This is a genomic window from Nesterenkonia natronophila, from assembly GCF_003595215.1.
GTDB classification, from domain to species: domain Bacteria; phylum Actinomycetota; class Actinomycetes; order Actinomycetales; family Micrococcaceae; genus Nesterenkonia; species Nesterenkonia natronophila.
In genome coordinates, this window is the sequence record NZ_QYZP01000003.1 from 339082 (window position 1) to 358893 (window position 19812).

Here is a 19812-nt window from a genome sequence, read left to right on the forward strand (position 1 = left end):
GTCTGACGACCAAGCAATGAAGCGACAAACGTCTCACCCAAAAGGAGCCTGACTCGTGTCTGAAGAATTTGACGTACTGGTCCTCGGAGGTGGCAGCGCTGGTTATGCCGCAGCTCTACGCAGCGTCCAGCACGGTTATTCCGTCGCCCTCGTGGAGAAGAGCAAACTGGGCGGCACGTGTCTGCACTGGGGTTGCATCCCGACTAAGGCTTATCTGCATGCCGCGGAGGTGGCTGATGAGGCGCGCTCGTCCGAGAAGTATGGTGTCAACGTTGATTTCAACGGCGTGGACATGGCCAAGATCAAGGAGTACAAGGACGGCATAGTCGCTGGAAAGTACAAGGGTCTCACCGGGCTGCTGAAGATGCGCAAGGTGCAGGTCATCGAGGGTGAAGGCAAACTCGTCTCTGAGAACGAAGTGGAGGTGGACGGCACCACCTATAAGGGCAAGAACATTGTGCTGGCTACAGGCTCCACTTCAAAGACCTTCGGGCTGCCGCTGTCTGACAAGATCATCACCTCCACTGAGGCTCTGGAGCTCGAGCACACTCCGAAGTCAGCCATCGTTCTCGGCGGCGGTGTGATCGGCTCGGAGTTTGCCTCGGCGTGGCGGTCCTACGGCGTGGATGTGACCATCATTGAGGGCTTGCCCCATCTGGTGCCCAATGAGGACCCCGCCATCATCAAGAACATGGAGCGGAGCTTCAAGAAGCGGGGCATCAAATTCAACGTCGGCACCTTCTTCAAGGATGTCGAAGAGACATCCGACGGAGTCAAAGTCACCCTTGAGGACGGTAAGACTTTCGAGGCGGAGATCTGCCTCGTGGCAGTGGGCCGAGGCCCCGTTACGGAGGGTCTGGGCCTGGAGGAGCAGGGGATCACTTTGGACCGTGGCTTCGTCATGACCGATAAGCGTCTGCATACTGGTGTAGGCAATATCTATGCCGTCGGCGACATCGTCCCGGGTCTGCAGCTGGCTCACCGCGGTTACCAGCACGGGCTCTTTGTGGCAGAGGAGATCGCGGGCAACAACCCGATGGTTGTTGAGGACATCAACATTCCAAAGGTCACTTACTCCGAGCCAGAAATCATGTCCATCGGCTACACGCAGCCCATGGCTGAGGAGAAGTTCGGCAAGGACGACATCGAGGTCGTCGAATACAATCTCGCCGGCAACGGGAAGTCCTCTATCCTCGGCACCTCCGGAATCATCAAGATGATCTCGGTCAAGGACGGCCCAATCGTGGGAGTCCACGGCATCGGCACCCGGATCGGTGAACAGATCGGCGAAGCGCAACTGATCGTCAATTGGGAGGCCTACCCTGAGGACGTTGCAACGCTCGTTCACGCACACCCGACCCAGAACGAAGCACTCGGAGAGGCCGCCATGGCTCTCTTCGGGCACCCCCTCCACGGCTGAGAAGCATCCACGAGAATTCACGAGTAGGAGCCGGACCAATGTCTGAGACCGTCAACCTTCCCGCACTCGGTGAGTCAGTCACCGAAGGCACTATTACCCGCTGGCTCGTCGAGGTCGGAGACGAAGTGGAGGTCGACCAACCCATCGTGGAGGTCTCCACTGACAAAGTGGACACGGAAGTGCCCTCTCCAGTGGCTGGCACGGTAGCCGAGCTTCTGGTCGCCGAGGACGAAACCGTCGAGGTCGGTGAACCCCTGATCAAAATTGGTGACCAGTCCGAGGGCAGCGCCGAAGATGAAGGTGACGACGACGCTGCCGCCGAGGAAGCTGCCACCGAAGCTGAGGAGCCCGAGGAGACCCAGCAGGCCGCTGAGGAGGAAGCTCCCGTCCCCGCCGCCGGTGAGTCCGGTGGCGGCGAAGCCACTCCGGAGGAGGACAGTCCCGCTGGTGACACTGGAGGTGAGTCACAAGAAGTCACTCTGCCAGCGTTGGGAGAGTCGGTGACTGAAGGAACGGTCACCCGATGGCTGGTGGAGGTCGGCGACGAAGTGGAAGTCGACCAGCCGCTGCTGGAAGTATCCACGGACAAGGTAGACACCGAGGTGCCCTCTCCTGTAGCGGGAACGGTCCAGGAACTCAAAGTCTCTGAGGATGAGACCGTCGAGGTCGGTGCGGTGCTCGCACTGGTCGGGTCCGGTGCCGCACCCGCTGTCGAATCTGAAGAGCCTACGCCAGAGGCTGAGAAGGCCTCTGAGCCTGAGCCTGCGCCTGCGTCCGAGAAAGAGCCCGAGCCTGAGCCTGAGCCCGCTCCCGAAAAGGAACCGGAGCCCTCTGAGGCACCCGAGAAGGAGGGCGCGGAGCCGAAGGCAGAGGCCGGGTCGAAGGATGAGCAGTCGTCGAAGTCAACTCCGACAGATACGGACGACACCTCAGCCGAGGGCTATGTCACTCCCATCGTGCGTCGCCTGGCCAAGAACGAGGGCGTCGATCTTTCTGAGGTGAAAGGCACAGGTGTCGGTGGACGTATCCGTAAGCAGGATGTTCTTGACGCTGCACAAACTAAGAAGTCTGAGACATCGGCTGAGGAGTCGCCCGCATCTTCCACCGCTGCCCCGCAAGGGAAGGTGGACACAGCAAAGCGTGGCACCACAGAGAAGGCGCCCCGCATCCGTCAGGTCATCGCGCAGCGCATGAACGAGTCGCTGGACATTTCGGCACAGCTGACGCAGGTGCATGAGGTCGATATGACCCGCATCGTGAACCTCCGGGCCAAGGCGAAGACTGCCTTCAAGGAGCAGAACGGCGCGAATCTGACCTACTTGGCCTTTATTGCTGTAGCTGTGACCGAAGCACTGAAGCAGCACCCAGTGCTCAACGCTGAGTACAGCCAGGATCAGAAGCAGATCACCTATCACGACTCCGAGCACCTCAGCTTCGCGGTCGACACTGAGAAAGGCCTCATGGTGCCAGTCATCGCCGATGCCGGCGACCTGTCGCTGGCCGGCATGGCTAAGAAGATCTCTGATGTGGCCAAGCGAACCCGCGAGAACAAGATTGCGCCGGAGGAGCTCTCCGGAGGAACCTTCACGATCACGAATCTGGGCTCCTTCGGAGCCTTGTTCGACACCCCCATCATCAACCAGCCGCAGGTGGCTATTCTTGGTCCCGGGGCCATCGTGAAGCGGCCCATGGTGGTCACTGACGCCGATGGACAAGAGAGCATCGGGATCCGCCACATGATGTACCTGTCCCTGACCTACGATCACAGGATCGTCGACGGGGCAGACGCCGGCCGGTTCCTCCAGACACTTAAGGGTCGGTTGGAAGAAGGCAGCTTCGAGGCACAGCTCGGCCTTTAGCCCCGGCAGACGCAGCAAATCGGTGTGCAACGAAGGCGCCGGAGTGGGGATCCGCCAGTAGGTGGGTCCTCACCTGCGTCTCCGCATACGCCGAACTAGGCGGTGCCACAAGCCATCAGTACGCCTGCTGGGCCGCCCGCCGGGGAGCACTGTCGGCAACTCTGTCAGAGCATGGTCGTCCACCGCGGGCAGCAGATTGAGTGGTTCAGCAGGGGCAGATTCGTAGAGCTCAGAAGCGAACTCTCGGGCCAGCGGCCGTTCGGTCGGATAGGGACTGAGAGCCACTTCGATGAGTTCTGTGAGCTCATCGGTTGCCTCGGGAACCAGACTCTGCAGCGGCACCCGCCTATCAGCCGCGTCCGGTTCTCGGCCAGTCAGACAGCTCCACGTCACACTTGCCAGTGCATGTACATCGTCTTCTGAAGTCCCGTATACCGCGTCCATACCGAGAAGCACGGTGTCACCCAAGTCGCCGAGCGCGGGACGGCCCTCGGGAGTGAGCAGGATGTTCGCGGCGGTGACATCTCCATGTGCCGCGCCACGTTCATGCAGATGGTTAAGAGCTTGGGCGACCGGCGTCAGTGCGGTGACGCACTCCCCTGGGCTCAGCGTCCCTGCGGAACGTTGGAGCTGTCCCAGCGAGCCTGCAGTGCAGGCTTCCAGCAGCAGACCAGTCTGTCCCTGAGCAGTCCGTACGAGCCCCCATGGTCGCACCATGTACTCGTGGACCAGGGGCAACATTGCGTGTAGCTCTCGCTGCGCTGATCGCAGCGGCGGTGCGCTTCGCAGACTCTTGAGCGGCACCTTGAGAGCAAGTCTGCTGGGCGGGTTGTCCCCTGCCCAGGTGATATTCGATGAACCGGGCAGTCTGCACTCGACCAGCCAAGCTGCGCTGCGGCCCCCTACACCCAGCAGCCGCTCTGTGAACAGCCCACGGGCCTGTGGTGGTAGGAGGTCCGCGTCCTGGGCCCAGATGGCGGCGTCTTCAGCATGCATGGAATCAGAATGCACCGAATGTGCCGAACCTGCAGGAGTTATCCACAGGTGTCTTGCGCCTTGGGGGTCACCGTCACAGCTGTGCAGATGGGCGTAGGCTATTAACATGACCGCTTTGCACACGCGATATCTTGGATTCGACCCAGAACTTGTCGACTATGGGCAGGCTTGGGAGGTCCAACGCCAACTGCACGCTCAGATTCTCAATGGCGAGGCCGAATCGACTCTGTTGTTGCTAGAGCACGCAGACGTCTATACAGCCGGCAAACGCACAGAGCCGCAAGACCGTCCTCAGGACGGTACACCGGTCATTGACGTGGACCGCGGAGGTAAGCTCACCTGGCACGGACGGGGACAGCTGGTGGGATATCCGCTGCTTCACCTGAAGGATCGCAGCGCGGTGAAGGATTATGTGTGCGCCCTGGAGAACGTCATCATCCGAATCCTGGCCGATGACTACGGCATCAGCGCAAGTCGCGTCGAAGGGCGTTCCGGGGTCTGGCTCACCGATGGGGGCGCCGTCCGGAAGATCGCCGCGATTGGTATCCGCGTGCATCGTTCCGTGACGATGCACGGGTTCGCTCTAAACTGCTCCAATGACCTCGCACCCTTCGGAAATATTATTCCCTGCGGTATCAGTGACGCCGGGACAACGACCATCAGTGCCGAACTCGGACGGACGGTCACCCCAGCAGACATCGCTCCAAGGATCGCCGAGGAATTACAGGCCGTACTGCCGCGTTACATCTCATCACGGGTAGATGCGGCTGGTCCGGGTACGTCCGACTTGCTCACTGCTGGCAAAGAGTCAACGCCCAAGGAAGAGGTCTCACGTTGAGTGGATGCGCCCCAGCTGCGTCAGGAACTGGAACTATAGCCCCCGAAGGCCGCAGGATGCTTCGAGTAGAAGCCAAGAACGCCGCAGTGCCAGTGGAACGCAAACCCGAGTGGATGCGCACCAAAGTGAAGATGGGTCCTGAGTTCGCCGATATGAAGAAACGTGTCGGTGGTAAGGGCCTTCATACGGTCTGTGAAGAAGCGGGCTGCCCCAATATCTTCGAATGCTGGGAGGATCGGGAAGCAACCTTCCTCATCGGTGGCTCAGCGTGTACTCGGCGGTGTGACTTCTGTGAGATCGACACCGGCCGCCCGGCCGCAGTAGACGAATCAGAGCCGTTACAGGTGGCTGAGTCCGTCCGGGAGATGCAGCTGCGCTACGCGACCGTTACCGGGGTGGCCCGGGACGATCTGCCTGACGAAGGGGTCTGGCTCTACGCCGAAACCATTCGCAAGATTCATCAACTCAATCCGGGCACAGGGGTGGAGATTCTCATTCCAGACTTCTCCGGCAAGCCCGAGAACATCGCCGGTATATGCGAATCTAAGCCCGAGGTCTTCGCCCACAACGTGGAGACGGTCCCGCGCATCTTCCGCAGGATTCGCCCGGCATTTCGTTATGAGCGTTCAATGGATGTGCTCACGCAAGGCCGCAGCCACGGGATGATCACCAAGTCCAATCTGATCCTCGGAATGGGTGAGACCCGCCAGGAAATCTCCGAAGCCCTCCATGATCTTCATGAGGCTGGCTGCGACCTGCTCACGATCACCCAGTACCTCAGACCCACCCCCCGCCATCTTCCGGTCGACCGTTGGGTGAAGCCTCAGGAATTCCTCGAGATATCTCAGGAAGCTGAGGAGATCGGGTTCCTGGGAGTCATGTCCGGGCCACTGGTTCGCTCCTCGTACCGCGCCGGATCACTTTGGGCCAAAGCAATGCAGAAAAAGGGCTGGCCCGTACCTGAGGAGCTTTCACACATCGAACCCTCCGGCCAAACCAAGCAGGAGGCAGCTACCCTCGTAGCTGCCGGTTTCTAGTCTCGAACACCTGTTTCAACTGCCGGTTCGCCACTGGGTGTGGAAGCCCGAGGGCTCCATGGGGGAAGGTCTTCTATGCTTTGCCCTACGGTAGACTGAGTGCATCATGGCAGATTCCAAGATTTCCAAGCAGCAGGCCAAGAGTGAGCTGAAGAAGCTCCGCGAGCAGCAGAAGACCCAGAAAAAGCAGCGCAAGGCGGCGCGCAAGGCGAAGAAGGCCTCCGGCGAGGGAATCTTCTCTCGTATCAAGCAGGTCTTCAGCATGACCCGCTCGTTCGACCCGAATATCGGGTGGTGGATGCTGCTAGCGGCTGTAGTGACCTTCGCAGTCGTGTTCGTCATCACGCAGTTCCTCTTCCACTGGATAGTGGCACTGCTGATGTCACTGCCGTTCGCGCTTCTGGCTGCCATGATCCTAATGAATCGCCGGGCGGAGAAGGCCGCTTTTGCTCGCATCGAAGGCAGGCCAGGAGCCGCCGCAGCAGCACTTAACACCTTGCGGCGCGGCTGGGTCGTGACGGAGGAGCCTATCCAGATGGACCCCAAGACTCAGGACGCTGTCTTCCGCGCCATCGGCAAGCCCGGGGTGATACTGGTCACCGAGGGTCCCCCAGCCCGCGCAAAGAAACTTGCGAGCAAAGCGCAGAAGCGGCTGCGCCCAGTGCTCAGAGACGAAGTCCCGGTGCATATCGTGCAAACCGGCCGCGGCCACGATCAAGTGCCTCTGCCCAAACTCACCAAACACATCAAGAAGCTCGACAAGTCGCTCAACAAGCACGAGGTTCACGAAGTCGAACGTCGACTGTCCACGCTACCGATCGGCAAGCCTCCCATCCCCAAAGGTGTTGACCCGTGGCGGGCACGTCCGGACCGCAAAGCCTTGCGGGGCTGAGCTGCACCTGAGATCGGCCGCGGAGTCAGTGCACCCGAGACCGGGAAGTTTGATAGAATCATCATTTGTCTGGCAGGCGGATACCGAAAAATGCGCCGTAGTTACCGAGCAACCGGCAGCTCGGACTCTCCTCAGGTGATTTCACGGAGGCCAGGTCGTGTCACGTCACTGCCGTGACGCTGAATAAATACACACGCCGAAAGCAGAAAGAAGCATCGTTTTATGCCAAAGACTCCTTTGCGTGCGCGACGCACCGTCAAGGCCTCAAGGGCCCTGGGCATCGCGCTGACACCCAAAGCTCAGAAGTACCTCGATCGCCGTCCCTACGGCCCCGGTCAGCACGGGCGAACACGCCGCCGCACTGACTCCGACTACGCTGTGCGACTGCGCGAGAAGCAGAAGCTGCGCGCCCAATACGGCATTCGCGAAGCTCAGCTGACTCGCTACTACGAAGAAGCCAAGCGCCAGGGCGAGGGACTGACCGGTGAAAACCTCATCGAGCTCCTCGAATCGCGTCTGGACGCCCTCGTACTCCGTGCTGGGTTTGCCCGCACCATCGCTCAGGCCCGTCAATTTGTGGTGCACCGTCACATCCTGGTCAACGGTAAGCGGGTGGACCGTCCCTCCTTCCGCGTGAAGCCCGGCCAGATGGTCCACGTTCACGAGCGCAGCGAGAAGTTTGAACCGTTCCAGATCGCCGCCTCAGGCGCTCACCAGGAAGTGCTTCCGGCAGTTCCCGGTTACTTGAAGGTGGACTTGGACGCCTTGCAGGCAACTCTTGTACGCAAACCAGAGCGCGCCGAGGTACCGGTCACCTGCGAAGAGCAGCTGGTCGTCGAGTACTACGCACGCTGATAGGTGCAGGGCCCACGGCCCGCCCAATGTGAAGTGCTCCGCTCAGCGGAGTCGCGCACTGCACCGAAGCAACACAGAGCCCGTCGCGTCCCCCGTTGGATGCGGCGGGCTCTGTGCGTACCTCAACTCACGTAAACTGGGCCGGGCGCCGTGCGCACCTGGCACGCCCCGCCGTAGCCATTTCTGAGCCGCAGGAGAGAACCCCCCGATGAAGTCGCAGGACATTACCCGCACATGGTATGACTACTTCAGCGCGAAGGAGCACACCGTTGTGCCGTCAGCTTCGCTGGTGTCCCCTGAGCCCTCCCTGTTGTTCACCATTGCCGGCATGGTGCCATTCATTCCTTACTTCACCGGTGTGGAAAAACCTCCCTACACTCGCGCCGTCTCTGTCCAGAAGTGCATCCGCACCGAAGACATTGAGGAGGTTGGCAAGACGGCCCGTCATGGGACCTTCTTCCAGATGTGTGGGAACTTCAGCTTCGGCGATTACTTCAAAGAGACGGCAATCCCCATGGCGTGGGAGCTGCTGACCACACCCGTGGAGGGCAATCCAGAGACCGGCCTGCGCGGATTCGGACTGGACCCGGACCGGCTGTGGGTCACCATCTACGAGCACGACGACGAAGCCTTCCACATCTGGCATGAGACAGTAGGCGTTCCAAAGAACCGTATTCAGCGATTCGGGCCGGAAGACAACTACTGGACCACCGGTCAACCCGGCCCAGGCGGGCCGTGTTCAGAGATCTACTACGATCGAGGCCCCGACTACGGCGCTGAGGGCGGACCCGCTGCAGATGAGAATCGTTACGTAGAGATCTGGAACCTCGTCTTCATGCAGTACCGCCTCTCAGCCGTGCACTCCAAGTCAGACTTCGAGGTGGCCGGCCCTCTGGAGCACAAGAACATCGATACAGGCCTCGGACTTGAGCGCCTAGCGATGGTCCTGCAGGGCGTAGAGAATATGTACGAGACTGATCAGGTCCGTCCGGTGCTGGACAGAGCAGCAGAGCTGGCCGGAGTCACCTACACCTCCACAGAGGATGCTTCCGATCCTCACCACGCCACGGATGTACGGTTGCGGATGATTGCGGACCACACCCGCAGCGCGCTGATGCTGATTACCGACGGGGTCCGCCCCTCCAACGAAGGGGGAGGATACATCTTGCGTCGGCTTATTCGACGCGTGATTCTGGGCATGCGGCTTCTGGGAGTTGAGAAGCCCGTATTCGGTGACCTCATCTCCGTCTCCAAGGAGGCCATGAAAGGCGTCTACCCTGAGGTCGAGCAGCGTTTCGATGTCATTCACGCCGCTGCGGCTAAGGAGGAGCAGGCCTTTCTGCGCACTATCAGCGCCGGGACCGCACGTTTGGAGTCCGCCGTCGCTGCTGCCAAGACAAGTGGGACTCCGCTGGCCGGCCACGACGCTTTCGCGCTCCATGACACCTACGGATTCCCTATCGACCTCACCTTGGAAATGGCCGAGGAGGCAGAGGTGAGTGTTGACCAGGAGACCTTCCGCGGACTGATGGCTGAACAGCGTCGACGGGCCCAGGCCGACGCCAGGGCCAAGAAATCAGGCCATGCCGACACCGAAATATACCGGCAGCTTCTGGGAGACTCCCCAACGCATTTCACCGGATACACCGAGCACGCCACGGAAGCGAGAGTTCTTGGCATCTTGGCCGAAGGGCAGGCTAGGACCAGTGCCACAGCCGGTACAGAGGTTGAGATCATCTTGGATGCCACCCCCTTCTACGCCGAGGCGGGCGGGCAGGCAGCTGATACTGGCCGAATCACCGGTAATGGATTCGTCATCGACGTCAAAGATGTGCAGTCTCCGATCAAGGGCCTGTCAGTCCATCGAGCCAAGGTTATTGAGGGCGAGGTTTCGTTGGGAGCTCGGGCACTAGGCGCCATTGACGTTCGGCGCCGCCTGGATGCCCAGAAGGCGCACACGGCTACGCACATCGTTCATGCGGCCCTGCATGACGTGCTGGGCCCAGAGGCTGTCCAAGCAGGCTCCTTCAACAAGGAGGGATACCTGCGCTTCGACTTCACCCACGACGACGCCCTCTCCCCCGGCGCCCGCCAGGAACTGGAGGAGATTTCGAACCTCTCGATCCGAGATAACTACCCGGTCCAGACCATGACGATGGCGCTGGATGAGGCCAAAGCCTTGGGCGCCGTCATGCTGTTCGGAGAAAAGTACAGCGATGAGGTACGGGTGGTGGAAGTCAATGGCCCCTGGTCCCGTGAGCTCTGCGGCGGCACTCACGTAACCTCCACTGCGGAGATCGGCACTCTGGCTCTGCTCTCAGAAGGGTCAGTCGGCTCCGGTAACCGACGGGTGGAGGCTCTAGTCGGTCTCGACGCGTTCAAACACTTCGCCGCCGAACGCACCCTGGTCAATCAGCTGACGGACATGCTCAAAGTTCCGGCGGATCAGGTCCCGGAGCGCATCTCGAGCACCCTGCAGAGGCTGAAAGACACAGAACGTGAACTGGAACGACTCAGGTCGGAGCAGCTGCGCACGCAGGCCAGCCATCTCCTGGAGCTGGCGGTCGATGCTGGCGGGGTTCAGGTGCTGACGCATCACGCCGGTTCGGCGGACAGCGATGATTTGCGCCAACTGACCATGGATCTTCGCGGGCGTTTCGGCTCCCACGCCGCGGTTGTCGCCGTCGCAGGTGAGGCCAAAGGTCGGCCCATCATAGTGGTGGGAACCACGGAGGCTGCACGTGCGGAAGGACTCTCCGCTGGTGACCTCGTCAAGCAGGCCTGCAGCGTACTCGGTGGGGGCGGCGGCGGGAAGCCGGACCTTGCCCAAGGCGGAGGCCAGGACCCCGCGAAAATCACAGACGCCTTGTCGTCTGTCCTGACCTCGGTCCAGAACCGTTAGTGCCCCGTTCCATGAGCTCTGAACGCCCAGGCGTGCGACTGGGGGTGGACGTCGGGGACGCTCGCGTTGGACTCGCAGCCTCGGACCCGGATGCGTTGCTGGCGACGCCCGTCATGACCTTGCGACGTGACAAGAACCAATCTTCAGATCTGCGGATGATCGCCCGGATTGCGCGGGACCGTCAATGCGCGGTCGTCTATGTGGGCCTGCCACTTTCACTCTCCGGAGCAGAGACACCATCCACCCGCAAGGCCCGCGAATTTGCGCGGTCACTGGTGGAGCGATTCGATGAGGAGAGGCTGCCGGTGCAGGTCAGGCTCATCGACGAACGCCTCTCGACAGTCTCAGCCGCAGAGAAGATGCGTGCTTCCGGGGTCGAGTCGCGGGACCAGCGCGCTGGCATAGACCAAGCAGCAGCCGTCGAGATTCTGACCCACGCTCTCGATATGCGAGCGGCCCAGGAGAGGGAACCGGGCACGCTGGTTTTCCACAGATCTGACTAGGGTCTTGCGGCAGGATGCACTGACGGCCAAGCTGAGAGTATGACGGCACCACACAGCGTCGCCCGAGCTGGTGAGCTTCGAGAGTACCTGCACCGTGCAGGGAAACCTTTCACCTCCGGGGAGCTGCAGGCGATGTGCCAACGAGGCGTCATGCGGCACATCATCGATGAGGTCTATGCTGAAGCTGTCCTTCCCGAGGGGCCAGCTGTCCGAGCCGCTGGCGCCCTCGCATTGCTGAGGCCGCCGCTGGCGGAACATTGCGCCCTGTGCGGAGAGTCAGCCGCCTGGGTTCACCTGGGGACCGACCCCCCACGACTGGTCACTGTTCTGGTCGGGGCACACGCCGACCGGCAGTACTCATCCGGGGGTGTGCAGCAGCACCGCGGATCCCTGGGGCCTGAGGAAACTCAGCGATGGGGTCCGGTCGCCTGCACCACACCGTTGCGAACCGCCGGAGACCTCTTCTGTGGAACTGGGGTACGGCACCTGCGGCGAGCCCTGGATCGTATCCTTGACGGAGGGAGTCGTGCGGAGCGGATTCTGCGGCAGTGGCCTGCTGCTCAGGCACCCCTGCTGGGCAGAGACGAGGACCTTGACTCCCTCGGACCAGAGGACGAGCGCATCGTGCACCAGCGCTGGCACACGATTGGTGAGCTATTGCAGAAAGCGGATGCGGACCCCGAGCAGCTGGCCGATGTGGTGATGCGAATCGTCTCACGGACAGGATGGGACCAACGGCGCAGAGAGCGGATCAGACAGCTGATCGCTCAGTGCGTCTCACGCCGCTTGCCAACAGTCCGGTAGACATCGTAGACACCGTCGATTCGCCGCACAGAGTTCAGCACGTGGTTGAGATATCGTGGATCTCCCATCTCGAAGCTGAAGCGGGAGACGGCTACCCTGTCTCGAGAGGTTTGTACGGTGGCGGAGAGAATATTGACTTGTGACTCGGCAAGTGTCCGAGTCACGTCCAACAAGAGTGATTTCCTGTCGAGAGCCTCCACCTGTATCTCTACCAGGAAGACTGAGGATTTTGTGGGTGCCCAATCCACTTCCACCAATCGGCCCGGCTGCTCACGAAGCTGTTTGACGTTGCGACAGTCGGCCCGGTGGACCGACACCCCCTGGCCGCGGGTCACGAACCCTTCGATGTCGTCCGGCGGGACAGGAGTGCAGCACCGCGCCAGCTTGGCCAGCACATTACCTGCACCTCTGACCGTCACTCCTGCGTCAGCGTACTCCGGTGGTCGAGTGGAGGGAGAGGTGATGGGGGTGATGTCATGTTCCTCGGACTCCTCCTCGTCGGTCTCGAAGAGGGAGCTGAGGTGCTCGAGGACGTTCTGGACAGAGACGTGGTCCTCACCGATGCCTGCATAGAGTCCAGAGATATCGGTGTAGTGCAGCTCCTCCGCCACGGTCAGCAGCACATCGGGGTTCATCACCTTCTGCAGCGGAAGGTTTGACTTCCGAGTCGCCTTGGTGAGCATCTCTTTGCCGCGCTCGATCGATTCCTCACGGCGTTCCTTGGAGAACCAATGGCGAATCTTGTTCCGAGCCCTGGCTGACTTGACAAACATCAGCCAATCGTTGGAAGGGCCAGCGCTTTCAGCCTTTGAGGTAAATATTTCAACCCAATCTCCGTGATTGAGTTCCGAACTCAGCGGTACGAGTTTGCCGTTGACGCGTGCACCTATTGTCTTGTGCCCAACGTCCGTATGGATGGCGTAGGCGAAGTCCACCGGAGTTGCTCCAGCGGGCAATGAGATCACCTCCCCCTTAGGCGTATAGACGAACACCTCCCGGGTGTTGATCTCATTGCGCAGCGACTCCAGGAACTCATCTGGATCAGTGGTCTCCGACTGCCAGTCCACCAGGGACCGCAGCCAGCCGATGTCCTCGGTGGCCTGTGACTGCTGAGTGGCGCCCTGAGGGTTGGGGGCTGGGGCGGAGTCGGTCTCCCGGCCCATCTTGCCGGGTCGCTGATCCCTTTTGTACTTCCAATGGGCTGCTACACCGTATTCGGCGCGCCTGTGCATTTCGTGGGTCCTGATCTGCACCTCCACCGGTTTGCCGGCTGGACCCAAAACTGTGGTGTGCAGGGATTGGTACATGTTGAACTTCGGCATGGCGATGTAATCTTTGAATCTGCCGGGCAGCGGAGACCATCGGGCATGCAGAGAGCCCAACGCTGCGTAGCAGTCGCGCACGGAGTCCACCAACACCCGCACCCCCATGAGGTCGTGGATGTCGTCGAACTCTTTTCCCCGGACGATCATCTTCTGGTAGATCGAATAGTAGTGCTTCGGTCTACCGGTAATCGTGGCGGAAATGTTAGCCCCATTGAGATCTTCAGCGATGGCGGTACGAACCTCAGAAAGGAATTTCTCACGCTGTGGGGTTCGGTCACCCACCAGACGCACGATCTCTTCGTACACCTTCGGATACAGGGCTGCGAAGGACAGGTCTTCCAGCTCCCATTTCAGCGTGTTCATGCCGAGCCGGTGCGCCAGAGGAGAAAAGATCTCTAGGGTCTCCTTCGCCTTGCGGGCACTCTTCTCCGGTGGCACGTACCGCCAGGTGCGCGCGTTGTGAAGGCGGTCGGCGAGCTTGATCATCAGCACACGGATGTCTTGGGCCATTGCCAAGACCATCTTCCGCACCGTCTCTGCCTGTGCGGCGTCACCGAACTTCAGTTTGTCCAGCTTTGTGACCCCGTCCACCAGCAAGCTGATCTCCTCACCAAAATCAGCAGTGAGCGCCTCCAGACTGTAGTCAGTGTCCTCGACGGTGTCGTGGAGCAGTGCAGCGGCCAGCGTCGATCCGTTGAGGCCAAGTTCGGCAAGGATGGTTGCCACAGCCACAGGGTGGGTGATGTAGGGGTCGCCAGACTTGCGCTTCTGGCCGCTGTGGTGGTGCTCTGCGGTGGCGAAGGCCCGTCGGATTAGCGAGAAGTCGCTCTCGGCACGGTTGGCGCGAACCGCACGAAGCAGCGGCTCCAGCAGCGGGGAGTCCTCAGAATGGGCAAGTGACCCAACCGCGCGCGCTCGGCGAGCGGGTGCCGTGTGAGTACCCGCTGGTGCGGTGGGCTCCGGTGGAGGAGTGGTGGCCGCCTCAGCCCCTGGAGCCGGTGCGCCGTCATTGTTCACGCTCGTGGTGCCTACTCCCTCATGACAATTCGCATGCAACGTGGAGACAGTCTAACGCTGTTCATCGCCTGAAGATTCCGGCGTGTCGCCACTGACCACTAAGTCCCAGTCGAGCACCTCGATATCATCGGCCTCTTGCGGGTCTTCCGGCTCGGGAAGCGGGGGGAAAGCCACCGGTCGTCCATCGGCGTTCAGTGGGGTACCGGAATATGTGACAGTCCGGACCCCGCGCTCCTCACGGAGGCTCAGCACTAGGTCTGTGTGGGCATTGACATCAGCATCCCCGCGGCGCATCCGAGCATACAGCGGAGCCTGGACGAAGATGGTCGCAATCGTCCCAACGATGATTCCGGTGAACAGAGCCAAAGCAATGTCCCTCAGCGTGCCTGCGCCCAGCAGCCATGAACCGATGAAGAGGATCGAGCCGACCGGCAGGATACCCACCACCGATGTGTTTACAGATCGGACCAACGTTTGGTTGATCGCCAGATTGACCCGCTCAGTGAATGTCTGGTCTTTCTGGTCCTGCAAGGGGCCGACATTCTCCCGGATCTTGTCGAAGACAACCATTGTGTCGTAGAGAGCGTAGGACAGGATGGTGAGGAATCCGATGATGGCACTCGGGGTGACTTCGAAGCCTGTTGCCGAGTAGATGCCGACGGTCACCACCACGACGAATCCGAGCCCAGCCAGCGCTGCCACGGACATCTTCCATGTCCTGAAGTACAACGCCATGTAGACAGCTACCAACAGCAGGAAGACGCCCAGGCCGATCATCATTTGCTGCGAAACGTGCTCACCCCAGACTGGGCCGATGAATGTCGAGGACACCTGATCCGGCCCTACGCCATAACCCTCCTGGAGAGCTTGCCCTACCTCCAGCGTCTCTTCCTCATCGAGCTCTTCAGTCTGTACGCGGATGGTCTGGTCGGTAATCTGGGTGACCACCGCGTCCTGGCCGGAGGCTTCCTCCACTGCATCTTCACCGATGCTGATGTCGGTGTTCTCCGTCTGCGAGATGGTGAACTCGCTTCCTCCGGTGAATTCAATGCCGAAGTTGAACCCCCCACGAAGAAAAGGGATCGCAATGGCAGCCGCCACTAGGAGCGCTGCGATGAGGAACCACAGGTTCGAGCGCTGGACGAACGGATAGGACCGCTCACCGGTATAGAGCTGGTTCCCTGCTGTGGCGAATCCTGCGGCCATCAGCGATCAGCCCCTTCCGTGAGAGATTGCTCCTGCGCCTGGGCGCGCTCCTGCCGCGCCTTACGCCGCTCGGCGATCGTCATATTGGCCCATTCTGCGTCGGGAATGTCGAGCACCTCAGGGCGCACCACCGGCGGCGCATCCCCGTCGACGGAGGGTGGGCTCTCTGTCGAGGACCCCTGGTCGGTTGTGCCCACCACCGCGGCGGCAGCGTGGTCGGAGTAGACCACCTGTGAGCGCGCGAAACGTCCGGCTCCTTTGTAGAGAACGTCGACGCCGAGCTCCTTCGCGCTGAGCCCGGAGAATCGCTTGCCGGCTGCGAAGAACTTGCGCCGTGCCAGCAGCTGCATCAACGGGTGGGTGAACAGGAAGACCAGAATCACGTCGATCAGGGCAGTGAGTCCCAGGGTGAACGCGAATCCGCGGACATTGCCCACTGCCACCAGGTACAGGACCACCGCGGCGATGACATTGACCGCTTTGGACGCCAGGATCGTTCGCCGGGCTCGGTACCAACCTGCTTCCACCGCTCCCGCAAGGGAACGGCCTTCACGGAGTTCGTCCTTGACCCTTTCGAAGTAGACCACGAAGGAGTCAGCAGTCAGGCCTATCGACAGGATCAGTCCGGCGATGCCCGCCAATGAGAGTCGATACCCATCAGACCATCCCAGCAGCGAGATGGCCCACCAGGTGATCATGCCCACCACGATCAGCGATGGAATGGTCACCGCCAACGCCAGTGCCCTGTATTGGTAGACGGCATAACCGGCCGTGAGAATCAGCCCGATGATCCCGGCGAGAAGTCCCATGCGCAACTGGTCAGCACCCAGTGTCGCCGAGATCTGCTGCTCCGACTCGATCTGGAACGAAATCGGCAGCGAGCCGTAGCGCAGCTGCTCTGCCAGGTTACGGGCTTCCTCATCGGTGTACTCACCGGTGATACGAGCGTTGCCGTCCGTAATTGGGCTGACCATGTTGGGCGCGACGATCACTTGACCATCCAACACGATTCCAAACCGGTTCTGGGGTGTTCCTTGCTCGAAGCCGAAGAGTCGGGTGGAGGACTCACGGAACTGCTCTGTGCCCGTGGCGTCGAAGTGGATGACTGTCTCATAGGCGCCCGTGGGGCTGCCGTCCTGCCTGGATTCGGTGCCCCAGCTGGCGTCGTCGATGTGGTCGCCGTCGACGTCGACAGGGCCGAGTAGCAATACTTCCCCGGTTTCCGGGTTACACGTGATGAGAGGCTCCTCAGCATCCTGGGCCTCACGCTCAGCAAGGGGCAAGTCACGCGTGCACTCATAATTGTGGAACTCTGCCGCAAGTTCGGGAGTGATCCAATTCAGATCGGAATTGTCCTCCGGCTCCGCCGTGGGCTCATCGAAGTCCTCGGGGCGGGCCTGCTCGCCCTCGTCGAACTCCTCGTCCTCCTCCAGGGCATCAAGCTGTTCGAGAATTTCCTCACGCTCAGCATCTGTGATGTCAGGGTTCTCCGACAGTTCCTGCATCTGCAGCTCTTCAGCGTACTCTGAGTCGAACCGGGCATCCAGGACCGGCCGGAACTCCATGGCAGCACTGGCCTGGATCAGCTGCCGCGTCTCCTCGTCGGGAACCCCGGGCAGCCCGACCACGACGTTCTCCGCGCCTTGAACAGCGATCTCGGCCTCAGCCACACCCGTTCCGTCAACACGCTGACGGATGATCTCAACTGCTTGATCGAGCTGATCATCATCGATCTCTTCACCTGTTTCGACCTGGGGCGAGAGCACCATCTGGGTGCCGCCCTCCAAGTCGAGGGCGAGCAGCGGGGCCCACTGGGCCTGTCCCTGCTGAACGCCGTAGGCGAGACCTCCGCCCATGCCGACCAGCAGCAGGAAGAGAACAACGAGTGCGGCTCGTGCCCTCCGCACGGGTTTTGATGCGGCCATTGTGGGTGCTGCTACCGCGGATCGGTGTTGTCAGGCGCCGTGGGATCAGTGTCCGACTGATCCTGATCCATCATGTCTGTCTCCGACACTTGACCTGAGGCCGGCTCAACGATCTGCTGGACAGCTTGGAGCAGAAAGTCGATGCGGTCTCCGTTAGAAAACTCCAGGGTGATGCGCTGGCGTTCGTCATCGCGGCTGACCACATGTCCGACGATGCCGCCTGCGGTCACCACCTCAGCGCCGACTACGGCGCCCTCGTTGGCCTTGCGCACATCTTCGCGCATCTTGCGACTGCGTCGCCAGGTGGCAAAGATAAACACAGCGAGCAGGCCGAACATCAGCAGCATGAAGATGGCGCTTCCGCCAGCTTCCCCGCCTTCGCCTCCGGCAATAGGGACATCTGCGGTCACAGTGGACAGGTGTGGTGTCAGGGAATCAATCACAACCGGCTACCCTAACAGGAGAAGCTGAACGTTCACCCATTCCACAGCGGCGATGTCTCCTCGTCCCTGGGCGGGGGCGGAGTTAGCCCCAGGTGCTCCCAAGCCGCTTCTGTGGCCACTCGGCCGCGGGGGGTGCGGGCGAGTAGGCCCTCGCGCACCAGGTAAGGCTCAGCGACGGTCTCCACGGTCTCAGTCTCCTCCCCGACAAGTATCGCCAGAGTGGACAACCCGACTGGACCACCGCGGAACTTCGTGCAGAGCGCCTCCAACACGGCCCGGTCAAGTCGATCCAGGCCCAGCGAGTCCACCTCATAGGTGTCCAACGCCTCCGAAGCCGCAGAGTCGTCCACCAGCGCCACGCCATGCACCAGGGCCCAGTCTCGCACCCTGCGCAGCAGGCGGTTAGCAATGCGGGGCGTGCCTCGTGAGCGGGACGAAATCTCCACAAAACCCCCAGTGCTGACCTGCATGTCAAGCATTCCTGCTGAGCGGCGCAGCACCTTCTGCAACTCCTCGGGACTGTAGAACTCCAGATGACCGGTGAAACCGAACCGATCACGCAGCGGACCAGGGAGCAGCCCTGCGCGGGTGGTGGCACCGACCAGTGTGAAGGGAGAGAGCTCCAGGGGGATTGAGGTTGCCCCAGCACCCTTACCCACAATGATGTCGACCCGAAAGTCCTCCATCGCTATGTAGAGCATCTCTTCGGCGGGTCGGGACATTCGGTGAATCTCGTCGATAAAGAGCACCTCGCCGTCAGTGAGCGAGGACAGGATCGCTGCCAGATCTCCGGCGTGCTGGATGGCTGGACCGGAGGTGATGCGCAAAGCCGCTTGCATCTCGCCAGCGATGATCATCGCCAGCGTAGTCTTGCCCAATCCCGGGGGGCCCGAGAGCAGGACGTGGTCTGCCGCAGTGTGACGCATGCGGGAGGATTGGAGCACCAGCGACAGCTGTGTGCGCACAGTGGACTGACCGACGAAGTCTTCCAGGGCCTTCGGCCGCAGGGCCGCCTCCAGAGCCTTCTCCTCGACAGCCGGAGCTGTTCCTATCAACTCCCTGGGATCAGCGCTGCTCACAGTGGTCCTGTCCCCTCAAGGTGTTTCTCGCATGCAGGTAACCGCCCACACTCATAGTGACCCTACTTTCGCCGTCCCCAGGGAGCGCAGCACAGTTCGCAAGACGGTGGATGTGCCCGAGGATATCAACTCTGGATCCGCCGAGAGTGCCTCGTCAAGAGCTTTCGCCGCGTCCTTGTCAGTCCACCCCAAAGAGGTCAGAGCGGCTCGAACCTCAGCCTTTGTGGCGTCCGTCGCGGAGGGGGCCGCCCCCTGACTCTCCCCCACTGCCGGAGCCTCAGTGTCGATGACGAGTTTTCCAGCCAACTCTAGAAGAATTCGCTGAGCGGTCTTCTTACCGATGCCTGGCACCTGGGTAAACGCTGATGTGTCCGAGTCCCGGATGGCTAAACGCACTTCATGGGGCGCATGAACACTCAGAACAGCGAGGGCGAGCCGGGGACCGACGCCGGAGATCCCCAGCAGCGTGGTGAAGATCTCGCGTTCGTCCGTATCGGCAAATCCAAACAGGAGTGGTGCATCGTCCTGACGAGGCACGAAGTGGGTCTGCAGGAACGCATGCTGTCCGATGCGCAGACCTCCGAGAGTCTGCGGGGTGGCGTGGACCGTGAGACCGAAGCCAGAGACTTCAACTACGGTTCGGTCGAGGCCCACCTGGAGCACCTCGCCACGGATGCTGGAAATCATTGGTCACCTCGCGTGAATCGGACG

The 19812-nt window shown here is 61.1% G+C and carries 16 protein-coding genes; 9 read left to right on the top strand and 7 right to left on the bottom strand.

Features of this window, described 5'->3' with window-relative positions:
• Nucleotides 1-55 precede the first annotated feature (55 nt).
• Nucleotides 56-1420 (top strand): dihydrolipoyl dehydrogenase, encoded by a 1365-nt coding sequence (lpdA, locus tag D3250_RS10530; RefSeq protein WP_119903338.1) that lies wholly within the window; start codon nucleotides 56-58, stop codon nucleotides 1418-1420.
• 38 nt (nucleotides 1421-1458) lie between these two features.
• Nucleotides 1459-3279: a 2-oxoglutarate dehydrogenase, E2 component, dihydrolipoamide succinyltransferase gene (gene sucB, locus D3250_RS10535; RefSeq protein ID WP_119903339.1), complete on the top strand. Its 1821-nt coding sequence runs from the start codon at nucleotides 1459-1461 to the stop codon at nucleotides 3277-3279.
• Nucleotides 3280-3348: 69 nt separating this feature from the next.
• On the opposite strand, the gene D3250_RS10540 is transcribed toward sucB, so the two are convergent.
• Nucleotides 3349-4275, bottom strand: coding sequence for a protein kinase domain-containing protein (locus D3250_RS10540; RefSeq protein ID WP_158583129.1), 927 nt, complete (start codon nucleotides 4273-4275; stop codon nucleotides 3349-3351).
• Between the two features lie 106 nt (nucleotides 4276-4381).
• Between D3250_RS10540 and lipB the strand changes: the two genes are divergently transcribed.
• The 7 genes from lipB (at nucleotide 4382) to D3250_RS10575 (ending at nucleotide 12106) form a co-directional block, all read left to right on the top strand.
• Nucleotides 4382-5113 (top strand): lipoyl(octanoyl) transferase LipB, encoded by a 732-nt coding sequence (lipB, locus tag D3250_RS10545; RefSeq protein ID WP_119903341.1) that lies wholly within the window; start codon nucleotides 4382-4384, stop codon nucleotides 5111-5113.
• A gap of 56 nt (nucleotides 5114-5169) precedes the next feature.
• On the top strand, nucleotides 5170-6150 hold the full coding sequence (gene lipA / locus D3250_RS10550; RefSeq protein ID WP_119903342.1) for a lipoyl synthase: 981 nt from the start codon (nucleotides 5170-5172) through the stop codon (nucleotides 6148-6150).
• A gap of 106 nt (nucleotides 6151-6256) precedes the next feature.
• On the top strand, nucleotides 6257-7042 hold the full coding sequence (locus tag D3250_RS10555; protein ID WP_119903343.1) for a DUF4191 domain-containing protein: 786 nt from the start codon (nucleotides 6257-6259) through the stop codon (nucleotides 7040-7042).
• Nucleotides 7043-7264: 222 nt separating this feature from the next.
• Nucleotides 7265-7897: a 30S ribosomal protein S4 gene (gene rpsD, locus D3250_RS10560; protein ID WP_119903344.1), complete on the top strand. Its 633-nt coding sequence runs from the start codon at nucleotides 7265-7267 to the stop codon at nucleotides 7895-7897.
• A gap of 208 nt (nucleotides 7898-8105) precedes the next feature.
• A complete protein-coding gene (gene alaS / locus D3250_RS10565) occupies nucleotides 8106-10799 on the top strand; it encodes an alanine--tRNA ligase (RefSeq protein ID WP_119903345.1) in 2694 nt (897 codons plus the stop codon).
• 11 nt (nucleotides 10800-10810) lie between these two features.
• Nucleotides 10811-11302 carry a Holliday junction resolvase RuvX gene (gene ruvX / locus D3250_RS10570; protein WP_225973281.1) on the top strand — a complete coding sequence of 164 codons (492 nt, stop codon included), beginning with the start codon at nucleotides 10811-10813 and terminating at the stop codon, nucleotides 11300-11302.
• Between the two features lie 39 nt (nucleotides 11303-11341).
• Nucleotides 11342-12106, top strand: coding sequence for a hypothetical protein (locus D3250_RS10575; RefSeq protein WP_119903347.1), 765 nt, complete (start codon nucleotides 11342-11344; stop codon nucleotides 12104-12106).
• On the opposite strand, the gene D3250_RS10580 is transcribed toward D3250_RS10575, so the two are convergent.
• Genes D3250_RS10580 through ruvA form a run of 6 tightly spaced genes read right to left on the bottom strand, consistent with a single transcriptional unit; the run spans nucleotide 12070 to nucleotide 19788 of the window.
• The gene (locus tag D3250_RS10580; protein ID WP_119903348.1) at nucleotides 12070-14448 is read right to left on the bottom strand and encodes a RelA/SpoT family protein; all 2379 of its coding nucleotides are present in this window, start codon (nucleotides 14446-14448) and stop codon (nucleotides 12070-12072) included. The genes D3250_RS10575 and D3250_RS10580 overlap by 37 nt on opposite strands.
• A gap of 51 nt (nucleotides 14449-14499) precedes the next feature.
• The gene (secF, locus tag D3250_RS10585; protein ID WP_119903349.1) at nucleotides 14500-15654 is read right to left on the bottom strand and encodes a protein translocase subunit SecF; all 1155 of its coding nucleotides are present in this window, start codon (nucleotides 15652-15654) and stop codon (nucleotides 14500-14502) included.
• On the bottom strand, nucleotides 15654-17579 hold the full coding sequence (gene secD, locus D3250_RS10590) for a protein translocase subunit SecD (RefSeq protein ID WP_119903350.1): 1926 nt from the start codon (nucleotides 17577-17579) through the stop codon (nucleotides 15654-15656). The genes secF and secD overlap by 1 nt, the downstream gene beginning before the upstream one ends.
• An 11-nt stretch (nucleotides 17580-17590) precedes the next feature.
• A complete protein-coding gene (gene yajC / locus D3250_RS10595) occupies nucleotides 17591-18022 on the bottom strand; it encodes a preprotein translocase subunit YajC (RefSeq protein WP_119903351.1) in 432 nt (143 codons plus the stop codon).
• A 32-nt stretch (nucleotides 18023-18054) separates the two neighbouring features.
• Nucleotides 18055-19101: a Holliday junction branch migration DNA helicase RuvB gene (gene ruvB / locus D3250_RS10600; RefSeq protein WP_119903352.1), complete on the bottom strand. Its 1047-nt coding sequence runs from the start codon at nucleotides 19099-19101 to the stop codon at nucleotides 18055-18057.
• A 51-nt stretch (nucleotides 19102-19152) separates the two neighbouring features.
• Complete coding sequence (gene ruvA / locus D3250_RS10605; protein ID WP_119903353.1) at nucleotides 19153-19788, bottom strand: Holliday junction branch migration protein RuvA; 636 nt, start codon at nucleotides 19786-19788, stop codon at nucleotides 19153-19155.
• Nucleotides 19789-19812 lie beyond the last annotated feature (24 nt).

What these genes read in the sequence shown, in the direction of transcription:
- rpsD (WP_119903344.1), top strand. Translation starts at nt 7,265, where the DNA reads ATGCCAAAGACTCCTTTGCGTGCGCGACGCACCGTCAAGGCCTCAAGG.
- ruvA (WP_119903353.1), bottom strand. Translation starts at nt 19,788, where the DNA reads ATGATTTCCAGCATCCGTGGCGAGGTGCTCCAGGTGGGCCTCGACCGA.
- lipB (WP_119903341.1), top strand. Translation starts at nt 4,382, where the DNA reads ATGACCGCTTTGCACACGCGATATCTTGGATTCGACCCAGAACTTGTC.
- D3250_RS10575 (WP_119903347.1), top strand. Translation starts at nt 11,342, where the DNA reads ATGACGGCACCACACAGCGTCGCCCGAGCTGGTGAGCTTCGAGAGTAC.
- ruvX (WP_225973281.1), top strand. Translation starts at nt 10,811, where the DNA reads ATGAGCTCTGAACGCCCAGGCGTGCGACTGGGGGTGGACGTCGGGGAC.
- alaS (WP_119903345.1), top strand. Translation starts at nt 8,106, where the DNA reads ATGAAGTCGCAGGACATTACCCGCACATGGTATGACTACTTCAGCGCG.
- secD (WP_119903350.1), bottom strand. Translation starts at nt 17,579, where the DNA reads ATGGCCGCATCAAAACCCGTGCGGAGGGCACGAGCCGCACTCGTTGTT.
- D3250_RS10555 (WP_119903343.1), top strand. Translation starts at nt 6,257, where the DNA reads ATGGCAGATTCCAAGATTTCCAAGCAGCAGGCCAAGAGTGAGCTGAAG.
- sucB (WP_119903339.1), top strand. Translation starts at nt 1,459, where the DNA reads ATGTCTGAGACCGTCAACCTTCCCGCACTCGGTGAGTCAGTCACCGAA.
- secF (WP_119903349.1), bottom strand. Translation starts at nt 15,654, where the DNA reads ATGGCCGCAGGATTCGCCACAGCAGGGAACCAGCTCTATACCGGTGAG.
- lipA (WP_119903342.1), top strand. Translation starts at nt 5,170, where the DNA reads ATGCTTCGAGTAGAAGCCAAGAACGCCGCAGTGCCAGTGGAACGCAAA.
- D3250_RS10540 (WP_158583129.1), bottom strand. Translation starts at nt 4,275, where the DNA reads ATGCATGCTGAAGACGCCGCCATCTGGGCCCAGGACGCGGACCTCCTA.